This window comes from Rhodoferax sp. GW821-FHT10B06 (assembly GCF_059415605.1).
On record NZ_JBWKNO010000017.1, the window covers coordinates 99,421 to 115,780 of the forward strand.

Genomic DNA, 16,360 nt, shown 5'->3' on the forward strand with positions numbered 1-16,360 from the left:
CCGGAGCAGGTTTTAGGCGATCTGCGCGATCACTGCGCCCAGCGCTTGCAGCGTGCCCGCCTGCGCCGCCAGCGTGATGCGGCCGCTGCGGTGGGCCGTGACCTGCATCTCCATCTTCATGGCTTCCATGACGGCGATCACATCGCCCTCCTGCACCGCGTCGCCCTCGCCCACCTTCCAGGCCTGCAGATTGCCGGCAATGGGCGAGCTGACGGCGCTGGCGTCCACCGCCGCCTCGGGCGTGGCAGTCTGCACTGCGCTGCCAGAGGCATTCGCCAAACCCTGCAGCAGCACGGCCGGCAGGCCCAGCAGCACGCGGCGGCCGTCGATCTCGATGGCGGTGCGCAGCAGGCTGCTATCGGGCTGGGGTTCGGCGCGTGCCTGGGCCTGGATGGCCTCGGCCAGCGGTGCGACGAAGTCAGACTCGATCCAGCGCGTATGCACCTTGAAGCCATCGGCACCGACAAAGTCCGGGTGCGTAATCACCGCGCGGTGGAACGGCAGCACCGAGGCCACGCCTTCGATCTTGAACTCGCGCAGCGCACGGCGGGCGCGGGCCAGCGTCTGCTCGCGGGTGGCGCCGGTGACGATCAGCTTGGCCATCAGCGAATCGAAGGTGCCTGGCACCACCGAGCCAGCCAACACGCCCGTGTCCAGCCGCACGCCGGGGCCGGACGGCGGGTCGAAGCGCAGCACCGGGCCGGGCGTGGGCAAGAAGCCCCGGCCCACGTCTTCGGCGTTGATGCGGAACTCGATGGAATGGCCCAGCGGCGCCGGCGTCTGCGTGATGGACAGCGGTAGGCCATCGGCCACGCGCAGCTGCTCCACCACCAGGTCCACACCGGTGGTCTGCTCGGTGACCGGGTGCTCCACCTGCAGACGGGTATTCACCTCCAGGAAGGAAATGGCACCGCTTTGGCTCAGCAAAAACTCCACCGTGCCGGCACTCACATAACCCGCCGCAGCGCAGATGTCGCGCGCCGAGCTGTGGATGCGCTCGCGCTGCGCATCGCTCAGGAAGGGCGCGGGCGCCTCCTCCACCAGCTTCTGATTGCGCCGCTGCAGCGAGCAGTCGCGCGTGCCCAGCACCACCACGTTGCCGTGGGTGTCGGCCAGCACCTGGGCCTCGATATGGCGGGGCTTGTCCAGAAACTGCTCGACAAAGCATTCGCCACGGCCGAAGGCGGTGACGGCCTCGCGCACGGCGGACTCGAACAGCTCGGCCACCTCGTCCATGCGCCAGGCGATCTTCATGCCACGGCCGCCGCCGCCAAAGGCCGCCTTGATGATGATGGGCAGGCCATGCTGCTCGGCAAAGGCCAGCACCTCGCTGGCGTCTTTCACCGGGTCGGGCGTGCCGACCACCAGGGGCGCGCCGACCTTGAGTGCGATCTTGCGGGCCTGCACCTTGTCGCCCAGCTGGGCGATGGTGCTGGGCGAGGGGCCGATCCAGGCCAGGCCCGCGTCGATCACCGCCTGGGCAAAAGCCTGGTTCTCGGACAGGAAGCCGTAGCCGGGGTGCACCGCGTCGGCACCGCTCTTGCGCGCCACCTCCAGCAGCTTGGCCATGTTCAGGTAGGTGTCGGCCGGGCGGTCGCCGTCCAGGCCATAGGCCTCGTCGGCCATGCGTGCGTGCAGCGCGTCGATGTCGGCATTGGCGTAGACGGCCACGGACTGCACACCGTAGTCGGCACAGGCGCGGGCGATACGGACGGCGATTTCGCCTCGGTTCGCGATCAGGACTTTTTTCATATTCACAACTCTGCAAATGTTCGGATGGGGTTAAAGCGCAGCCAGGCCCCCACGGGGATCTGCCCTGCGCGGTCCAGGTGGTACGGCGCCACGCAGGCGATCACCGGGTAGCCGCCGGTCAGCGGGTGGTCGGCCAGGAACAGCACGGGTTGGCCGCTAGGAGGCACCTGCAAGGCGCCCAAGGCCGTGCCCTCGCTGGGCAACTCGCCGGTGCTGGCGCGGTCCAGCGGCACTTCGCCGGCCAGGCGCAGGCCTACGCGATTCGACTGGACGGTGACCTGCCAGCGCTGGGCCGCCAGGCGCTCTACCGCTGCGGCGCTAAACCAGTCGGTGCGCGGGCCCATGACCACGTCCAGCACCACCTCTTGCTGCAGCGTGGGCAGGTCCTCGGGCGGTAGTTCAAAGGCGCCCACCACCATGCTGGCCGGAGCTGGGCGTACGCCCAGCAGCTCGCCAGCAGCCAGCGGCGCTGGGCCGACGTTGGCCAGGGTGTCGGTGGCGCAACTGCCCATCACCAGCGCTTCGTCAAAACCACCGCGCACCGCTAGATAACAGCGCGCGCCGGCCTCGGGCTGGCCCACGGCCAGGATGTCACCATCGGCCAAGGCCACGGCTTGGTAGCGCGGCACAGACCAGCGGCTGCCCGCAGCGGTGGTCACCGTCAGAGGCGCATCGGCACCGGTGACGGCCACTACGTTCTCGCCCTGGCTTTGCAACTGCAGGCCACCGCCCACGGTCTCCAGCGCAGCGGCGTTGCTGGCATTGCCGACCAGGCGGTTGGCGGCCTTGAGCGCCGTAGGGTCCATGGCGCCGGAGGCGGACACGCCCTGCCCTGCCTGGCCGTGTCGACCCAGGTCCTGGAACAAGGTGAGCAAGCCCGTGGCGCGCACCAACAGGGCAGCTTGGCCTGGGGCCAAACTTTCACGGGTACGCCGAGAAGGCTCTAAGTCTTTTAGGGCTCCAGCGCAGGTACTACCTGCGCCAGCAGCTCCTATTTGTGTAGCAATATCAACGAAGCGCACACGGTAGCCGGGCTGCAGCAGCGCCGGCTGGGCGCGGGCCAGGTCCCACATTGCCACCGGTGTCACGCCAATGATCTGCCAACCACCGGGGCTGGCCTGCGGATACACGCCGCTAAAAGCTCCCGCCAGGCCCACGGCACCGGCGGGAATGCGGGTGCGCGGCGTGCTGCGGCGTGGCACGTCCAGGCTGGGGTGGCCGCCGCTGAGGTAGGCAAAGCCGGGCGCGAAGCCGGTGAAGGCCACGGTGTACTCGCTGCCCGTGTGGCGGCGCACCACTTCCTCGGGCGTGGTGCCCAGCATCTGCGCAACCTCGGCCAGGTCTTCACCGTCGTACTGCACAGGGATTTCGACCAGGGTGCTGCTGCGCTCGGCGCGCTGCGAGATGTCGCGGCCGGCGATGCTCTGCACCAGCTTTGCTGCGCTGGTAGCCGAGGGACGAAAGCGCAAAAGAATAGTTCGCGCGGCGGGCACCAGCTCTTCCACGCCGGGCAAAGGCTCGCGCTGCAGCGTGGCCAGCAGGGCCAGGGTCTGGTCCAGGTCGTCCAGCTCTACCAGCAGCGCATCCAGGTTGACGGGCAGAAAGCGCATCACAGGGCCACAAACGAGGTGATCGTGATGCCGTCCTGCTCGAAGCGCGTGCGCAGCTGGCGGGCGATGGCTACCGCATCCGGGCTGTCGCCGTGCACGCAGATGGAATCGGCCTCTATGCGCACCAGGCTGCCGTCGATGGCCTCGACCACGCCCTCGCGCACCAGGCGCGCCATGCGCTGGGCGATGACTTCGGGGTCGTGCAGCACAGCGCCCTTTTCGCGACGCGACACCAGCGCACCGGCCGGTGTGTAGGCGCGGTCGGCAAAGGCTTCGGCCACCACGCGCAGGCCGGCGTCGCGCGCCCACTGCACCAGGGGGGCACCGGCCAGCGCCACCAGCACCAGACTGGGGTCGATAGCCAGGATGGCGTTGATCACGTCCTTGGCCTGGCGCGCGTCCTGGGCGATGGTGTTGTACAGCGCACCATGTGGCTTGACGTAGCGCACCGTGGTGCCTGCCGCTGCGGCCAGTCCTTGCAGCGCGCCGATCTGGTAGACCACATCGGCCACCAGATCGGCGCTGGCCACGTCCATATTGCGGCGGCCAAAGCCTTGCAGGTCCGGGTAGGCCACATGGGCGCCCACCACCACACCGCGTGCGGCGGCGGCGCGCAGCGTGGCCAATATGCCGGCCGGGTCACCGGCGTGGAAGCCGCAGGCCACGTTGGCGCTGCTGACGATTTCCAGCATGGCGGCGTCGTCGCCCATGCTCCATGCGCCCAGGCTCTCGCCCAGGTCGCTATTCAGGTCTATTTTCATCATCGTGGTCTCGTAAGTAGCGTCAATGCAGCTGGCCGCCGGTTTCACGCACATCCTCATGCACGGCCAGTGCGGTCTGTATGGCCTGCCGCACGCCGCGCACCTGGGTTTCCAGCGCCATGCTGGGCATGCCGGGGTGCAAGGCCGCCAGCGCGGGCAAGCTGGGTACGTGCATGAAGCCGCCGCGGGCCCCTACCCCACTCTCGCCAGCCTGCGCCAAACGGTGCATCAGCGCATAAAAAATATGGTTGCAGACAAAGGTGCCCGCGGTGTTGGACACCGCCGCTGGCACACCCTGGGCCAGCATGTCGCGCACCATGGCCTTGATGGGCAGGGTTGAAAAATAGGCCGCCGGCCCGCCCGCCACCACCGGCATGTCCACCGGCTGGCGGCCCGCGTTGTCAGCGATGCGCGCATCGTCCACATTGATGGCCACGCGCTCGGGCGTCAGCGCAACGCGGCCACCGGCCAGGCCCAGACAGAGCACCAACGTGGGCTGCCATTGCTGCAGAGCCTGGTCCAGCCGCGTGATGGCATCGCCAAACACACAGGGCAGCTGCACGGAGCGCACCGTAGCACCCGCGTGCTGCCAGCCGTCCAGCGCACGCGCCACTTCCCAGGACGGGTTCAGCGGGTCCTGCTCAAAGGGCTCAAAGCCGGTGAGCAGCACGTTTACAGCTGGATCAATTGGGTTATGGGGCATGGCAGGGCTTTCTCAGCGGAACATCAGGAAATTGAGCAAAAACACGTTCACCACCAGCAGAGTCAGGGCCGTGGGCACCTGGGCGCGGATGACGGCATTTTTGTCCGGCAATTCCAGCAGCGCAGCGGGCACGATGTTAAAGTTGGCCGCCATGGGCGTCAGCAAGGTACCGCAGTAGCCCGACAACATGCCGACTGCCGCCATCACCGCCGGGTCGCCGTGGTACACGCCCACCAGCACCGGCACGCCCACGCCGCCGGTCATCACCGGGAAGGCGGCAAAGCCGTTGCCCATGATGACGGTGAACAGCGCCATGCCAATCACGTAGACCGCCACCGCCACAAAGCGGATGTCCATATTGATGTAGGTGGTGGTCACGTAGGCCACGGCCTTGCCCACGCCGGCATCGGAAAACACCAGGCCCAGCATGCCCAGCATCTGCGGCAGCACCAGGGCCCAGCCGAGCGCATCGGTCAGGCGGCGCGACTCGCGCAGGCCCTGGGCCGGCGTCTCGCGGGTCAGCCAGCAGGCCAGGGCCAGCGACAGCACGCAGCCCACGCCCAGGCTCACCAGGGTGGTGTTTTTCGGGTCCAGCAGAGGCACGCCGCCTACCGACAAATGCTTGGCCGACAACGTGCCCACCATGGTCACCAGCGGAATCGCCAAGGCCGGCGCAAACAGCTTGTTGCCCAGGCGCTTGGCGCTGGCCACGTACTCGGCTGGGCTGCGGGCCGCATGCTTGCCGGCACCCACACCGCCAAAGCCCGCGATCAGCGCCATCACCACGGCGCCCACGCCCACCCACAGCGGTGGCAGCAAGTCGCCCACCAGGAAGACCAGCGCATACAGCCCCCAGAACAAGCCGCTGCTGTAGCGCTTGGGATTGCTGGCGTCTGCCAGGGTAGACAGCGCGGTGATCGCCAGCACGGCGCCCACCAGGTAATACAGGTATTGGATGGAAATAATCATGTTCACGCTCCCTTGGCTGCAGTGGCGACTTTGGCGTTCAGAGGGCTGATGCCCTCGGCCTTCAGCTCACGGGCCAGCACGCCATCCAGGCGGTACAGCCGCCAAGCATGGATCAAAAAGGCACAGGCTGCGGTGGGGATGCCCCAGAACGCAATGTGCAGCGGCTCCACGTCAATACCGGCTTCATGCAGGAAGGTGCTCATCAGCACGATGGCGCCGAAGGCCACAAAAATGTCTTCACCAAAGAACAGGCCCACGTTGTCCGTCGCCGCCGAAAAGGCGCGCAGCTTGTGGCGGATGCGCTCGGGCAGCGGGCCGTAACGGGCCTCGGTCGCACCTTCGGCCATGGGGGCCAGCAGCGGCCGCACCATCTGCGGGTGGCCACCCAGGCTGGTCAGGCCGATGGCGGCCGTCAACTGGCGTGCCGCCAGGTAGACGATCAGCAGGCGGCCGGCCGTGGCCGACTGGATGCTGCTGATCCAGCTCTGTGCATGCTGGCGCAGGCCGTGGCGCTCCAGCAGGCCGATCACCGCCAGCGGCAGCAGGATGATCAGCGGCAGGTTGCGCGTCTTGATGAAGCCCGTGCCTATGGTGGCCAGGATTTTGTCGGGGGAGAAGCCGGCGGCGAGCGCCGTGCCCATGGCCGTGACGATCACGACCAGCATGGGGTTAAACCGCAGGACAAAGCCCGCGATGATGATGGCCACCCCGATGAGCGGCCATAGATTCACAACACTTTGCATATGCATCCTTGATTGAGTTCACCTACACACAGCGCGCTGCAGCCACCTTCGCCACACCGCGCCAGCCCTTGGAACAACGCAACTTGCATGCCATATGAATGAACAAATAATGCACTATCGTGCAGCACATACATACAAATTGTTGAACAATTAATTTATTATTGCCCAACAGTAGTGCACAACATATCCATGGAAACCCTCGAATGGTCGAACCATGGAGCGCCATCACCGCTACCATCGGGCCATGAAATCCGAACCAGCCAGCACCCAGACCCTGAATGACCGCATGGCCGAGCTGATCCGCCAGAAGATCGTGCAAGGCGAGTTTTCACCCGGCCAGCGCCTGTCGGAGGCCGCTTTAAGCGAAAGCCTGGAGATATCGCGCAACACCTTGCGCGAGGTGTTCCGCCTGCTAACCAAGGAGGGCCTGCTCAAGCACGAGCCCAACCGCGGCGTGTTCGTGGCCATCCCTAGCATTGCGTCCATCATCGACATCTACCGTGTGCGCCGGCTGATCGAATGCCAGGCCCTGGCCCAGGCCTACCCGCGCCACCCCGCCAAAAAGCATCTGCGCGAAGCTGTGGAAACCGCCCAGCGCCACCGCGATGCCGGCAACTGGCAAGGCGTGGGCACGGCGAATATGGAATTCCACATGGCCATCGTCGAGCTGGCCGACAGCGAACGCCTGAACGTGATGTTCTCCCACGTGCTGGCCGAGCTGCGCCTGGCCTTCGGCCTGCTCAACGACCCCGAGTTCCTGCACATGCCTTATGTAGAGATGAACCTGAACATCCTGCAGCTGTTTGAAGCTGGCAAGCTGCAGGAAGCCGCCACGGCGCTGAACGACTACCTGGTGCATTCCGAGCGCATCGTGCTGGCCGTGTATGCGCGGCGCATCTCGGACGGCAGCACGCTGAAGTAGGTACCTCAGTAGCGGCGGTAGCGCAGCAGCCGCCCACGGTACTCCGGCGCCTGCTCCACCGCCTCGTCACGCAGCAGGGTTTCTTCCAGCACATAGCCCAGCTGCTGCAAGCGCCGCGTAAAGGCCGCACGGTTGCCGCGCTCCGGGTCCACGATCAGCACCTCACTCACCGGCATGGCGTGGCGCTCGATAAAAAGGGGCAAGGCACCGCCGTCATCGCGCTCATACAACACGTCACTGCCCATGATCAGATCGAAGCGCCCCTGCACCGTGGGCGCCAGGTCTTGTCCGGGCAACTGCTGGGGCACGTGGGACCAGTCGCCGTGGCAGTAACGCATGGGCGCCAGCCCGTTGAGGCGCAGGTTCTCCAGCAAAAAGGCACCCGCCAGCGGATGGCAGTCGCTGGCCGTCACCAGCGCGCCGCGCCGGTGGCAGACCATGCTGGCCAGCGCCAGGCCGCAGCCAATCTCCAGAATGCTCTCATCCACGCCTACAGGGCGCAGTGCCACAGCCGTGGCCAGCTGCAGACCCGAGGGCCAGACAAGCCCGAACAGCGGCCAGTTGCCCGAGGAAATGCCCACCGCCAAGGCCTGGCCTTGCGGGTCGCTGAATTGCTGGCGGTCCAGCAGGCTGCGAATTTGCAGCGCCGCAACGCCCAGGACAGGGATGGATTCTTGCTTGAGCGCGTAGCCCGGCATATCGACTTTCGTGAGCGAGTTGCCAGGGATGCCAAAGTAGCGGCATCAGGAGCGCGTGCGCGGGTGGTTGGGAACAAGGCTGCCACAACGCCGTATTCCATAAAGCAGAAAGCGGCAGCCTGCACGCAGTATGCAACAGCGTGCCGCGTCACCCTCTGAACTCAGTTTGCGGGCTCTGTATTCAGGCCGCGCCACAGCGCCTGCTGTTGCCATTGCGCGGACCATCCCGCCAGCGCAGCAGCCGGCATAGGCTTGGCGATACCGTAACCCTGCACGAGATAGCAACCCAAGTGCAGCAGCGCCGCGCCGATGTCCATGCTCTCCACCCCTTCTGCAATCACCTCGCGGCGAAAGGCTCCGGCCAGACGGATCACACTCTCCACAATGCCGCGGTCGTCGGCGTCACTGAGCATGTCACGTACAAAGCTTTGATCGATCTTCAGCGTATCCACTGGTAGCTTGCGCAGGTAGGTAAGAGAGGAGTAGCCAGTACCAAAGTCATCCAGGGCGAAACGCACACCCAAGGCCTGGCAGCGTGCCAGCATGGCACCGGCCTCGTTCATATCCTCGAAGGCAGCCGTCTCCAACACCTCCAGCTCCAGCGACGCTGCGGGCAGCTCGGGGTGTGCCGCAAGAGCTGCTGCCAGCTTGTTGCAGAAATCATCCTGGACCATATGGGAGGCGGCGATATTGACGCCGATCTGCAGCACCAGGCCTTGTTGCAGCCACTGTGCAGCCTGAGACAGTGCAGTGCGAATCACCCAGTCACCCAATGCCGACTCCAGATGGCTACCTTGGATCTGTGGCAAAAACTCCGATGGCGGCAACAAGCCCATCTCGGGATGCTGCCAGCGCACAAGTGCCTCCACACCCACCAAGCTGCCGTCGCGCAGATCCACCTTGGGCTGGTAGTGCAGTACCAGCTCGCCCTGCTCCAGCGCCAGCCGCACCCGGTCAATGTAATGGCGGCGCTGCTGGGCTTTGCGGTCGCTCTCCGGGTCAAACAGGTGAAAGCGGTTCTTGCCAGCGTTCTTGGCCAGATACATCGCCTGGTCGGCATGGCGCAGCAAAGTGTCGGCATCGGCATGGTCTTGCGGATACAGGCTGACGCCGATGCTGGCCGAAACGCTGGCCGTGTGATCGTCCGCCAACAATACCGGGCTGCAGACGGCCGCCAGCACCCGCTCCAGCACAACAGAGCACTCCTCGGGCGAGGCGATATCGGCCAGCAGCAGCACGAATTCATCGCCGCCCAGACGGGCTAGCGTGTCTTCGGTGCGCAGGATCTGCTTCAGATGTTCAGCCACCCCAATCAGCAACTGGTCCCCGCCCGCGTGACCGTACTGGTCATTCACCTGCTTGAAGCCGTCCAGGTCCAAATAGCAAACCGCCAGCGCCAAATCACTGCGCCCCGTGCGGGCAATCGCCTGCGCCAGGCGGTCTGCCAAGAGCCTGCGATTGGGTACTCCCGTGAGCGGGTCGTAATAGGCAATGCGGTCCAACTCAGCTTCGTGCTCCTTCAAACGACTGATGTCGGAAAACACCGCCACGTAATGTTCAATCGCCCCCGTGCTCCCCCGTACCACCGAGATCGACAGAAGCTCGGCATAGATCTCGCCGCTCTTGCGTCGATTCCAGATCTCGCCCTGCCAGAAGTCCTGCGCCAGAATCGCCGTCCACATCTGCCGATAAAACTCGACGTCCTGCCTGCCGGAGGACAGGATGCGGGGCGACTGGCCAATCACCTCCTCCAAGGCATAACCGGTGATACGCACAAAGGCGGGATTGACCTTGGCAATCAGGCCGTCGGCATTCACCACCATCAGCCCTTCGTAACTGCTCTCAAACACGGTGGTGGCCTCGCGCTGAGCCTGCTCAAAAGCTTTTTGCTGAGTGACGTCGGTGTGCGACCCGGCCATGGCTAGCGGCTTGCCATCGCTGTCCCACTCGACAATCCGGCCACGGGTATGGATCCAACGCCATTCGCCGCTCTTTGAGATACAGCGCAGGTCCAGCTCGTGGTTACTGGTCTCACCGGCCAGATGCCGCTGGATAGAAGCCGAGGATGCGGCGAGGTCGTCCGGGTGCACATATGCAGCCCAGTTTTCCACGCGGATATCCATCTCGCCCGGCTGGTAGCCCAGCATGGTTTCCCAGCGCGGACTAACCTGGAAGACGTTGGTCTGCAAGTTCCAGTCCCAAAAACCCTGGTCCGAACCCTCGGTGACGCGCGCCAATTGCCGCTCCCGCGCGTGCAGTAACTCCTTGGCATTCTGCCGCTCAGTGATATCGCGCGAGACACCAAAAATGCCAGTCACAACACCATCGGCATCACGTACAGGTCCCTTGGTCACCAAAAACACCAACTTCTTGCCATCCTGGGTCTCCACAGACTCCTCATGCGTTAGCGTGGTGCCGCCGTCCATGATGGCGCGGTCCAAGGCCATCAAGCGCTCGCCCGACGCCCTGTCGAAGAGCGCGGTGTCGTCTTTGCCCAGAATCTCAGGCACAGACTTTCCTATAAATTGAGCCGCAGATGGGTTGGCCATCAAATAACGGCCCTGGATGTCTTTGACAAACACTGCATCCGAAGTACCCAAAACCACGCTGTCCAGCAAGCGGCGCTGGTTCTCGGCACGGCGCAATGCGTGCCGCAACACGGCACTGAGCAGGCTAATGGCCACGCCATTGGCAATCAATGCAGCCCACTGGAACTGATCATGGCTGGAGGCCGACGTGTGCAAGCCAAACGATGACGTGATAGCCCAATACCCTCCCGCAGCCGCTACCGTCGTAGATAACAAGCCAGGGCCTAAGCCGCCCATCAGCGCGCTAAGAATGATCGGCATCATGAACAATATGAGCATGGGCTTGTCAGACAGCCCATGCGCAATTCCCTCCCGCACCAAAACCATGAGAGAGGTCACCAGCAGCGCAAACACGTAGACCAACCAGCGAGGGAGCTTCAACATACCCAAGCCGTGGTCCAGGCTGCCAACAAAGCTACTTCCGGCTGCAAGCTGCGCCGGCGGCACCGCATGCAACAAAACGAAGAAGATGCCGGTAGTACTCACTACAAAGAACAAACCCTTGGCCGTGGATAACCAGAGCAAGGATGAAAGATCGGCAAAGTGGGCCAGCAACTGGTCGGATAAAAAAATCCACACCAAGGCAAAGGCCAGATAGGCAGATGCGGCCAAGGCAATGAATCGATTGCGAGCACTGTCCAGGTTCATCTGCTTCCTCGAAAAAAAGACAGCGCCCATTGGAACACCCATTACTGGCAGCACTGCAGCTAGCGCATCCAGAGTATGACAAGCTTGTCGCCATGATTGGGGAACAATTGCCCCATATGGGACGGCTGGAGCATGCCGTGATCAGCTGGTGCATACAGCTCCGCCATACCGGGTAAAAATTAGGTTTCGTTCATACAAGCACTAGCCATCCCGCCGCAACCCCATGGCGCTAGCCCTGCTTGTGCGTGGGGTTTGGTACGCAGCCGCCATGGCTTCGCCAGACCAGCAGGCATAATCCGCGACTCCCCAGGTTTATGTATGAATTATGAACAGGGCCCTACACCGGCTCTGGCCACCCTGGCATGCCAACTGGTTTATCCCCCAGCCTGGCAGGCAGAAAACCACCCACCGATTTCCGCCCCAGTGCACGGCCCTCATACGGAGGTCCGCAGGCACACATCTCGAAGCATGTTCTGAAAGGTTTTCCATGTCTGCATCTACTGCTGCGCAGGGCAATTCGCCCGGCAAAGTAGCCATCGCGTCCCTGGTGGGTACCGCGATCGAGTTTTACGATTACTACATCTACGCCGCTGCTGCGGTGCTGGTGTTCAACAGCCAGTTCTTCCCCAAGGGCGACCCGTCGGCCGCCACCCTGCTGTCTTTGTCCACCCTGGCGCTGGCCTTTCTGGCCCGCCCCATCGGCTCGGCCCTGTTTGGCCACTTTGGCGACCGCATCGGCCGCAAGACCACGCTGGTGGCTTCGCTGCTGACCATGGGCCTGTCCACCGTAGCCATTGGCTTGCTGCCCACTTACGACAGCATCGGGCTGTGGGCGCCGATTCTGCTGTGTGTCTGCCGCATCGGCCAGGGCATTGGCCTGGGCGGTGAATGGGGTGGCGCGGCATTGGTCGCCACTGAAAACGCGCCCAAGGGCAAACGCGGCCTGTTTGGCAGCTTTCCCCAGTTGGGTGCGCCGATTGGCTTATTTGTGGCCAACGGCGTGTTCTTCCTGGTGACCTACTTCCTGGGCACGGAAACCATGGTCGCCTGGGCTTGGCGCATTCCCTTCCTGATGTCCTTCGTGCTGGTGGCCGTGGGCTTGTATGTGCGGCTGAACCTGCACGAAAGCGCTGCCTTCCAAAAGGTAGAACGCGAAGGCCGCAAGCTGCAAGCCCCTGTGAGCGCCGTGTTCAAGCACCATGGCGGCGCTTTGCTGCGCGGTATTTTCTGCATGTCCACCACCTATGTGCTGTTCTACCTGATGACGGCTTTTGTACAGGTCTACTCCAAGAGCCCGGCGGCGCTGTCGCCCGCGGGCCATGCGATGGGCCTGGGCATTCCGCCCAACACCTTCACCGGCCTGCTGCTGGTGGGCGCGGTGGTGTTTGGCATCTTCACGACGCTGGGCGGCGTGTGGGCCGACAAGCTGGGCCGTCGCAGCTGGCTGCTGAAGGTGACGGCAGGCATCGTGGTGTTGGGCCTGCTGATGCCAACCTTCCTGAACCAGGGCAGCGTGCAATCCGTGGCGGCGTTCCTGGTGGTGGGTATGGCGCTGATGGGCATGACCTTCGGCCCCATGGCCGCCCTGCTGCCAGAGCTGTTCCCCACCGAAGTGCGCTACTCGGGTGCTTCGCTGGCGTACAACCTGTCTTCCATCGTGGGCGCCTCCATCCCCACCCTGGTGGCCATGGAGCTGAACAAAAACTACGGCCTGATGGGCGTGGGCCTGTACATGGCTGGCAACGGCGCCATCACCATGCTGGCGCTGTACCTGTCGCGTGAAACCCGCGATATGGACATGAGCGCAGCCGTCGCCCCCACGCCGTAAGCAGAACACGCACACGGAACACATACCCGGGCCCGATACCCCGGGTATTTTTTTGTTTAAAAAGCGCTGCAACGCACACAGAATATGCGGCACCAGCTACAAAATCAGTAGCATCATATGCAAGCACCCGGTTTGCATTCAGTGCGGTGCCCGCACCGCCCAACGCAGCTTGGCGGACGTGGAGCGCGGGTTGCTGCGCTGCTCCTCAAATGAGGCCCGGATCGGATCGGCGGCCACACTGCTGAAGGTGCCGTTGCGCTCGCCGGTTTGAAAGCACTTCTTCACGCGCCGGTCTTCCCCGGAGTGAAAGCTCAGAATCGCCACGCGCCCACCCGGTTTCAAGCAGCCGGGCAAGTTCAGCAGCATCTTGTCCAGCACACCAAACTCGTCATTCACCTCGATGCGCAGCGCCTGGAACGTGCGCTGCAGCACCTTCTTGGTCTCGGCCAGACGCTCCTCTGCCGGCATGCTGCGCTTGTAGGCCAGTTCCATGGTGGCGCGCACCAGGTCGGCCAGCTGCACCGTGGTTTCCAGAAACTGGCCCTGCAGGGCCGCCGCCAATGGCTGGGCAAAGGGCTCGTCGGAGTTGTCGGTCAACAAATCGCGCAGCCGGTGCCGGGTTACGCATAGCAGCAGCTCGCTGGCCGACTGGCCGCTACTCGGGTCCAGGCGTAAATCCAGTGGACCATCAGCACGAAAGCTGAAGCCCCGTGCCGGGTTGTCGATTTGCATGGACGACACGCCCAGGTCTGCCAGTGCAAAGTCGAAGCCACCGCCCGCCTGCGGCAGCAAGGTTGCCAGCTCGCTGAAGTTGGCCCGGTGCACGGTCAGCGCCTCTTCGCCAAAGCCCGCTGCGCGCAGCCGCGCAGTCGTGCGGGGCAGCTCGATCGGGTCCACATCCATGCCGAACATGCGCCCGCCGGGCTGCACCAGCGGCAGCATGGCCAGCGTGTGGCCGCCAAAGCCCAAGGTCAGGTCCACACCGGTTTCGCCCGGCACGGGCTTCAAGATGGCAAGGATTTCGTCGACGCAAATCGAGCGGTGCATGCCCGCAGGCGTTTGCCCGCGCTGCATGACCTTGTCCACCTCGTCCGCATGGCGCGTGGGGTCCAGCTCTTTGTACTTTTCTTCAAACTGGCGGGGGTGGGTGCCGGCGTAACGTACGCGGCGCTTGTGGGGAGGGGTGGCGTCGGTCATCGGCCATTATGCGCCCCAGGGAAGGCAAAAAAAAGCCGCGCCACCCGTAGGATCTGCGCGGCCAGCTACTGAATTTGTAGCGTTTTAAGCAGCAATCAAACGCGTGGCACCGGCGTGCCGGAGTTGACGCACAGCGCCATATTCAGCGACTTGATGGCCGTTTTGTAGTCCTCGCGCTCAATCACAAACTGCATATTCACCTGGCGCAGGGTTTGCGACACGCAGTTCACGTTGACCTGGGCATCTGCCAAAGCCTGCGCAGCCTTGGCCAGCACGCCCGGAATGCCGATGTTGGAACCTATGGTGCAGACGATGGCGCTGGGCTTGACCGTCACCACCTGGTACAGCTCTTCCAGCTCAGCCAGGAGTTCGGCCGACACCTGGTTGTCCCACACCAGGTGGGCAATCGAGTTGGCATTGGTCGCCTTGAGGATGTAGCTGATGTCGTGCTTGCAGAACACCTGCATCAGGCTGGCATCAAAGCCCACGGTGCCCACCATGCTGGGGTCGTGGATTTCGATCAGCGTGACCTTGTCCGTGCCGGTGACAATTTCCACGCGGGCACGCTCGCCCACAAAGTCCTTGGTGATCAGCGTACCGGGATGGTCCGGCTCAAACGTGTTCTTCAAGCGGATAGGGATGCCCGCCAGCTCCATCGGCTTGGACGCCTTGGGGTGGATGGCTTCCATGCCCACATCGGCCAGTTGGTCGGCCACGTCATAGTTGGTGGCGCCCACCACAATGGCGTTTTCCAGGCCCACGAGGTTGGGGTCAGCGGACGACAGGTGGAATTCCTTGTGGATCACCGCCTCGGCAGGACGCACTTCCACGGCAATCTTGCTGAACGTGACTTCGGAATAGCCGCGGTCAAACTCGCGCATGATGCCTTCCGTGCCCTTGGTGTAGCCGGTCGCCACGATCACGTTGTTGACCAGGTCCAGGTCTTTGAAGCTGTTGGCAATGCGCTCGTCGATGGTCCAGGCTTCGTTGTCGTCAAAGCCGGCCAGGTCCATCAGCACGGCCTTCACGCCATTGGCCTTGAGAATCTCCACCGAATTGAACGCGCTGTGCGATTCACCGATAGAGGCCAGCACTTCACGCGCGGCCAGCAGCACGTCGTGGCGGCTGAGGTAGCCGCTGGCCAGCACATGCTGCATGGCACCCAGGTATTCGCGGGCCTGGGCAATGCGCTTGTCGATGAAGGCATCGGCCACATCCAGTGGCAGACCGATATCCGCGTAACCGGCGTTGATCTTCTTCAGGCTGGCGGCCAGGCCTGTCAGCGCATCCTGGTAGCCCTTGCTCTCGGCAAACAGGGCGTAGATACCGCGTTCGCCGGTCTTCTTGTGTTCCAGCAGCTGGTTGGTCACGCCCGAATAGGCCGACACCACGTAAATGCGGCCGTAAATGCGCTTGGGGTCGTGCAGCACGATGTGGCGCAGCACATCGCCAAAAGCGGTCATGGAAGTACCGCCGATCTTCTCGACAGAGATTTTGGAAGAATTTACGTCGTGCATGGAGAGGCTGAAAGGAGCAAAAAGGTCGAAAAACTGGGCGGGGTTTCTGCCGAGGGAGTCAAGGGCAGCAAACCCGCTATTTTCCACCACTTTGGGGCAGCCACCGTTGCGGCAGCTGCCAGCCATGCGCAAACTTCACCGCCAAGCCGGAGTTTTCAAGCTATTTAGCCGGCCTTATTCCAGAACCGCGCTTTGGGCAATGAATTTATCCGGAATTGATTTGCCCTCCACGGCTTGCTTCAGGGCGCGATAGGGTCCAGGCGCAAATCCAGCGGATCATCGGCCCGGGAGCTAAAGCCCCGTACCGGATGGCCAACCTAGCATGGACGACACGCCCAGGCCGACTAAGAGCGGCTAACAAAACGGGGAAAGTCTACGAAGGCAGATGACACAACAAGCCAGGGAAAGCAAGGCCGTATGAATG

Annotated in this window: 12 protein-coding genes; 2 read left to right on the top strand and 10 right to left on the bottom strand. The window is 63.6% G+C overall.

Features of this window, described 5'->3' with window-relative positions; all coding sequences use genetic code 11:
* Positions 1 to 12: 12 nt before the first annotated feature.
* Genes AC07O2_RS21515 through AC07O2_RS21540 form a run of 6 tightly spaced genes read right to left on the bottom strand, consistent with a single transcriptional unit; the run spans position 13 to position 6,538 of the window.
* A complete protein-coding gene (locus tag AC07O2_RS21515; protein ID WP_495234321.1) occupies positions 13 to 1,752 on the bottom strand; it encodes an acetyl/propionyl/methylcrotonyl-CoA carboxylase subunit alpha in 1,740 nt (579 codons plus the stop codon).
* A gap of 2 nt (positions 1,753 to 1,754) precedes the next feature.
* Positions 1,755 to 3,362 (bottom strand): 5-oxoprolinase subunit PxpB, encoded by a 1,608-nt coding sequence (gene pxpB / locus AC07O2_RS21520; protein ID WP_495234322.1) that lies wholly within the window; start codon positions 3,360 to 3,362, stop codon positions 1,755 to 1,757.
* Complete coding sequence (locus tag AC07O2_RS21525; RefSeq protein ID WP_495234331.1) at positions 3,362 to 4,123, bottom strand: LamB/YcsF family protein; 762 nt, start codon at positions 4,121 to 4,123, stop codon at positions 3,362 to 3,364. Before AC07O2_RS21525 ends, pxpB begins: the two co-directional genes overlap by 1 nt.
* A gap of 22 nt (positions 4,124 to 4,145) precedes the next feature.
* The gene (gene pcp, locus AC07O2_RS21530) at positions 4,146 to 4,826 is read right to left on the bottom strand and encodes a pyroglutamyl-peptidase I (RefSeq protein WP_495234323.1); all 681 of its coding nucleotides are present in this window, start codon (positions 4,824 to 4,826) and stop codon (positions 4,146 to 4,148) included.
* Positions 4,827 to 4,838: 12 nt separating this feature from the next.
* Complete coding sequence (locus tag AC07O2_RS21535; RefSeq protein ID WP_495234324.1) at positions 4,839 to 5,795, bottom strand: DUF979 domain-containing protein; 957 nt, start codon at positions 5,793 to 5,795, stop codon at positions 4,839 to 4,841.
* A 2-nt stretch (positions 5,796 to 5,797) separates the two neighbouring features.
* Positions 5,798 to 6,538 (bottom strand): DUF969 domain-containing protein, encoded by a 741-nt coding sequence (locus tag AC07O2_RS21540; RefSeq protein ID WP_495234325.1) that lies wholly within the window; start codon positions 6,536 to 6,538, stop codon positions 5,798 to 5,800.
* A gap of 244 nt (positions 6,539 to 6,782) precedes the next feature.
* Here AC07O2_RS21540 and AC07O2_RS21545 point away from each other — a divergent pair, with 244 nt between their 5' ends.
* Positions 6,783 to 7,460, top strand: coding sequence for a GntR family transcriptional regulator (locus AC07O2_RS21545; RefSeq protein ID WP_495234326.1), 678 nt, complete (start codon positions 6,783 to 6,785; stop codon positions 7,458 to 7,460).
* Positions 7,461 to 7,465: 5 nt separating this feature from the next.
* On the opposite strand, the gene AC07O2_RS21550 is transcribed toward AC07O2_RS21545, so the two are convergent.
* A complete protein-coding gene (locus AC07O2_RS21550) occupies positions 7,466 to 8,158 on the bottom strand; it encodes a class I SAM-dependent methyltransferase (RefSeq protein ID WP_495234327.1) in 693 nt (230 codons plus the stop codon).
* A 161-nt stretch (positions 8,159 to 8,319) separates the two neighbouring features.
* On the bottom strand, positions 8,320 to 11,394 hold the full coding sequence (locus AC07O2_RS21555; RefSeq protein ID WP_495234328.1) for a sensor domain-containing protein: 3,075 nt from the start codon (positions 11,392 to 11,394) through the stop codon (positions 8,320 to 8,322).
* Between the two features lie 487 nt (positions 11,395 to 11,881).
* On the opposite strand from AC07O2_RS21555, the gene AC07O2_RS21560 reads away from it, so the two are divergent.
* The gene (locus AC07O2_RS21560) at positions 11,882 to 13,222 is read left to right on the top strand and encodes an MFS transporter (RefSeq protein ID WP_495234329.1); all 1,341 of its coding nucleotides are present in this window, start codon (positions 11,882 to 11,884) and stop codon (positions 13,220 to 13,222) included.
* A 138-nt stretch (positions 13,223 to 13,360) separates the two neighbouring features.
* Here AC07O2_RS21560 and rsmH read toward each other — a convergent pair whose 3' ends face one another.
* Both rsmH and AC07O2_RS21570 read right to left on the bottom strand, forming a co-directional pair.
* Positions 13,361 to 14,419, bottom strand: a complete 1,059-nt coding sequence (rsmH, locus tag AC07O2_RS21565; protein WP_495234330.1) for a 16S rRNA (cytosine(1402)-N(4))-methyltransferase RsmH — start codon at positions 14,417 to 14,419, stop codon at positions 13,361 to 13,363.
* Positions 14,420 to 14,514: 95 nt separating this feature from the next.
* Positions 14,515 to 15,936 (bottom strand): aspartate kinase, encoded by a 1,422-nt coding sequence (locus AC07O2_RS21570; protein WP_495106699.1) that lies wholly within the window; start codon positions 15,934 to 15,936, stop codon positions 14,515 to 14,517.
* Positions 15,937 to 16,360: the final 424 nt, after the last annotated feature.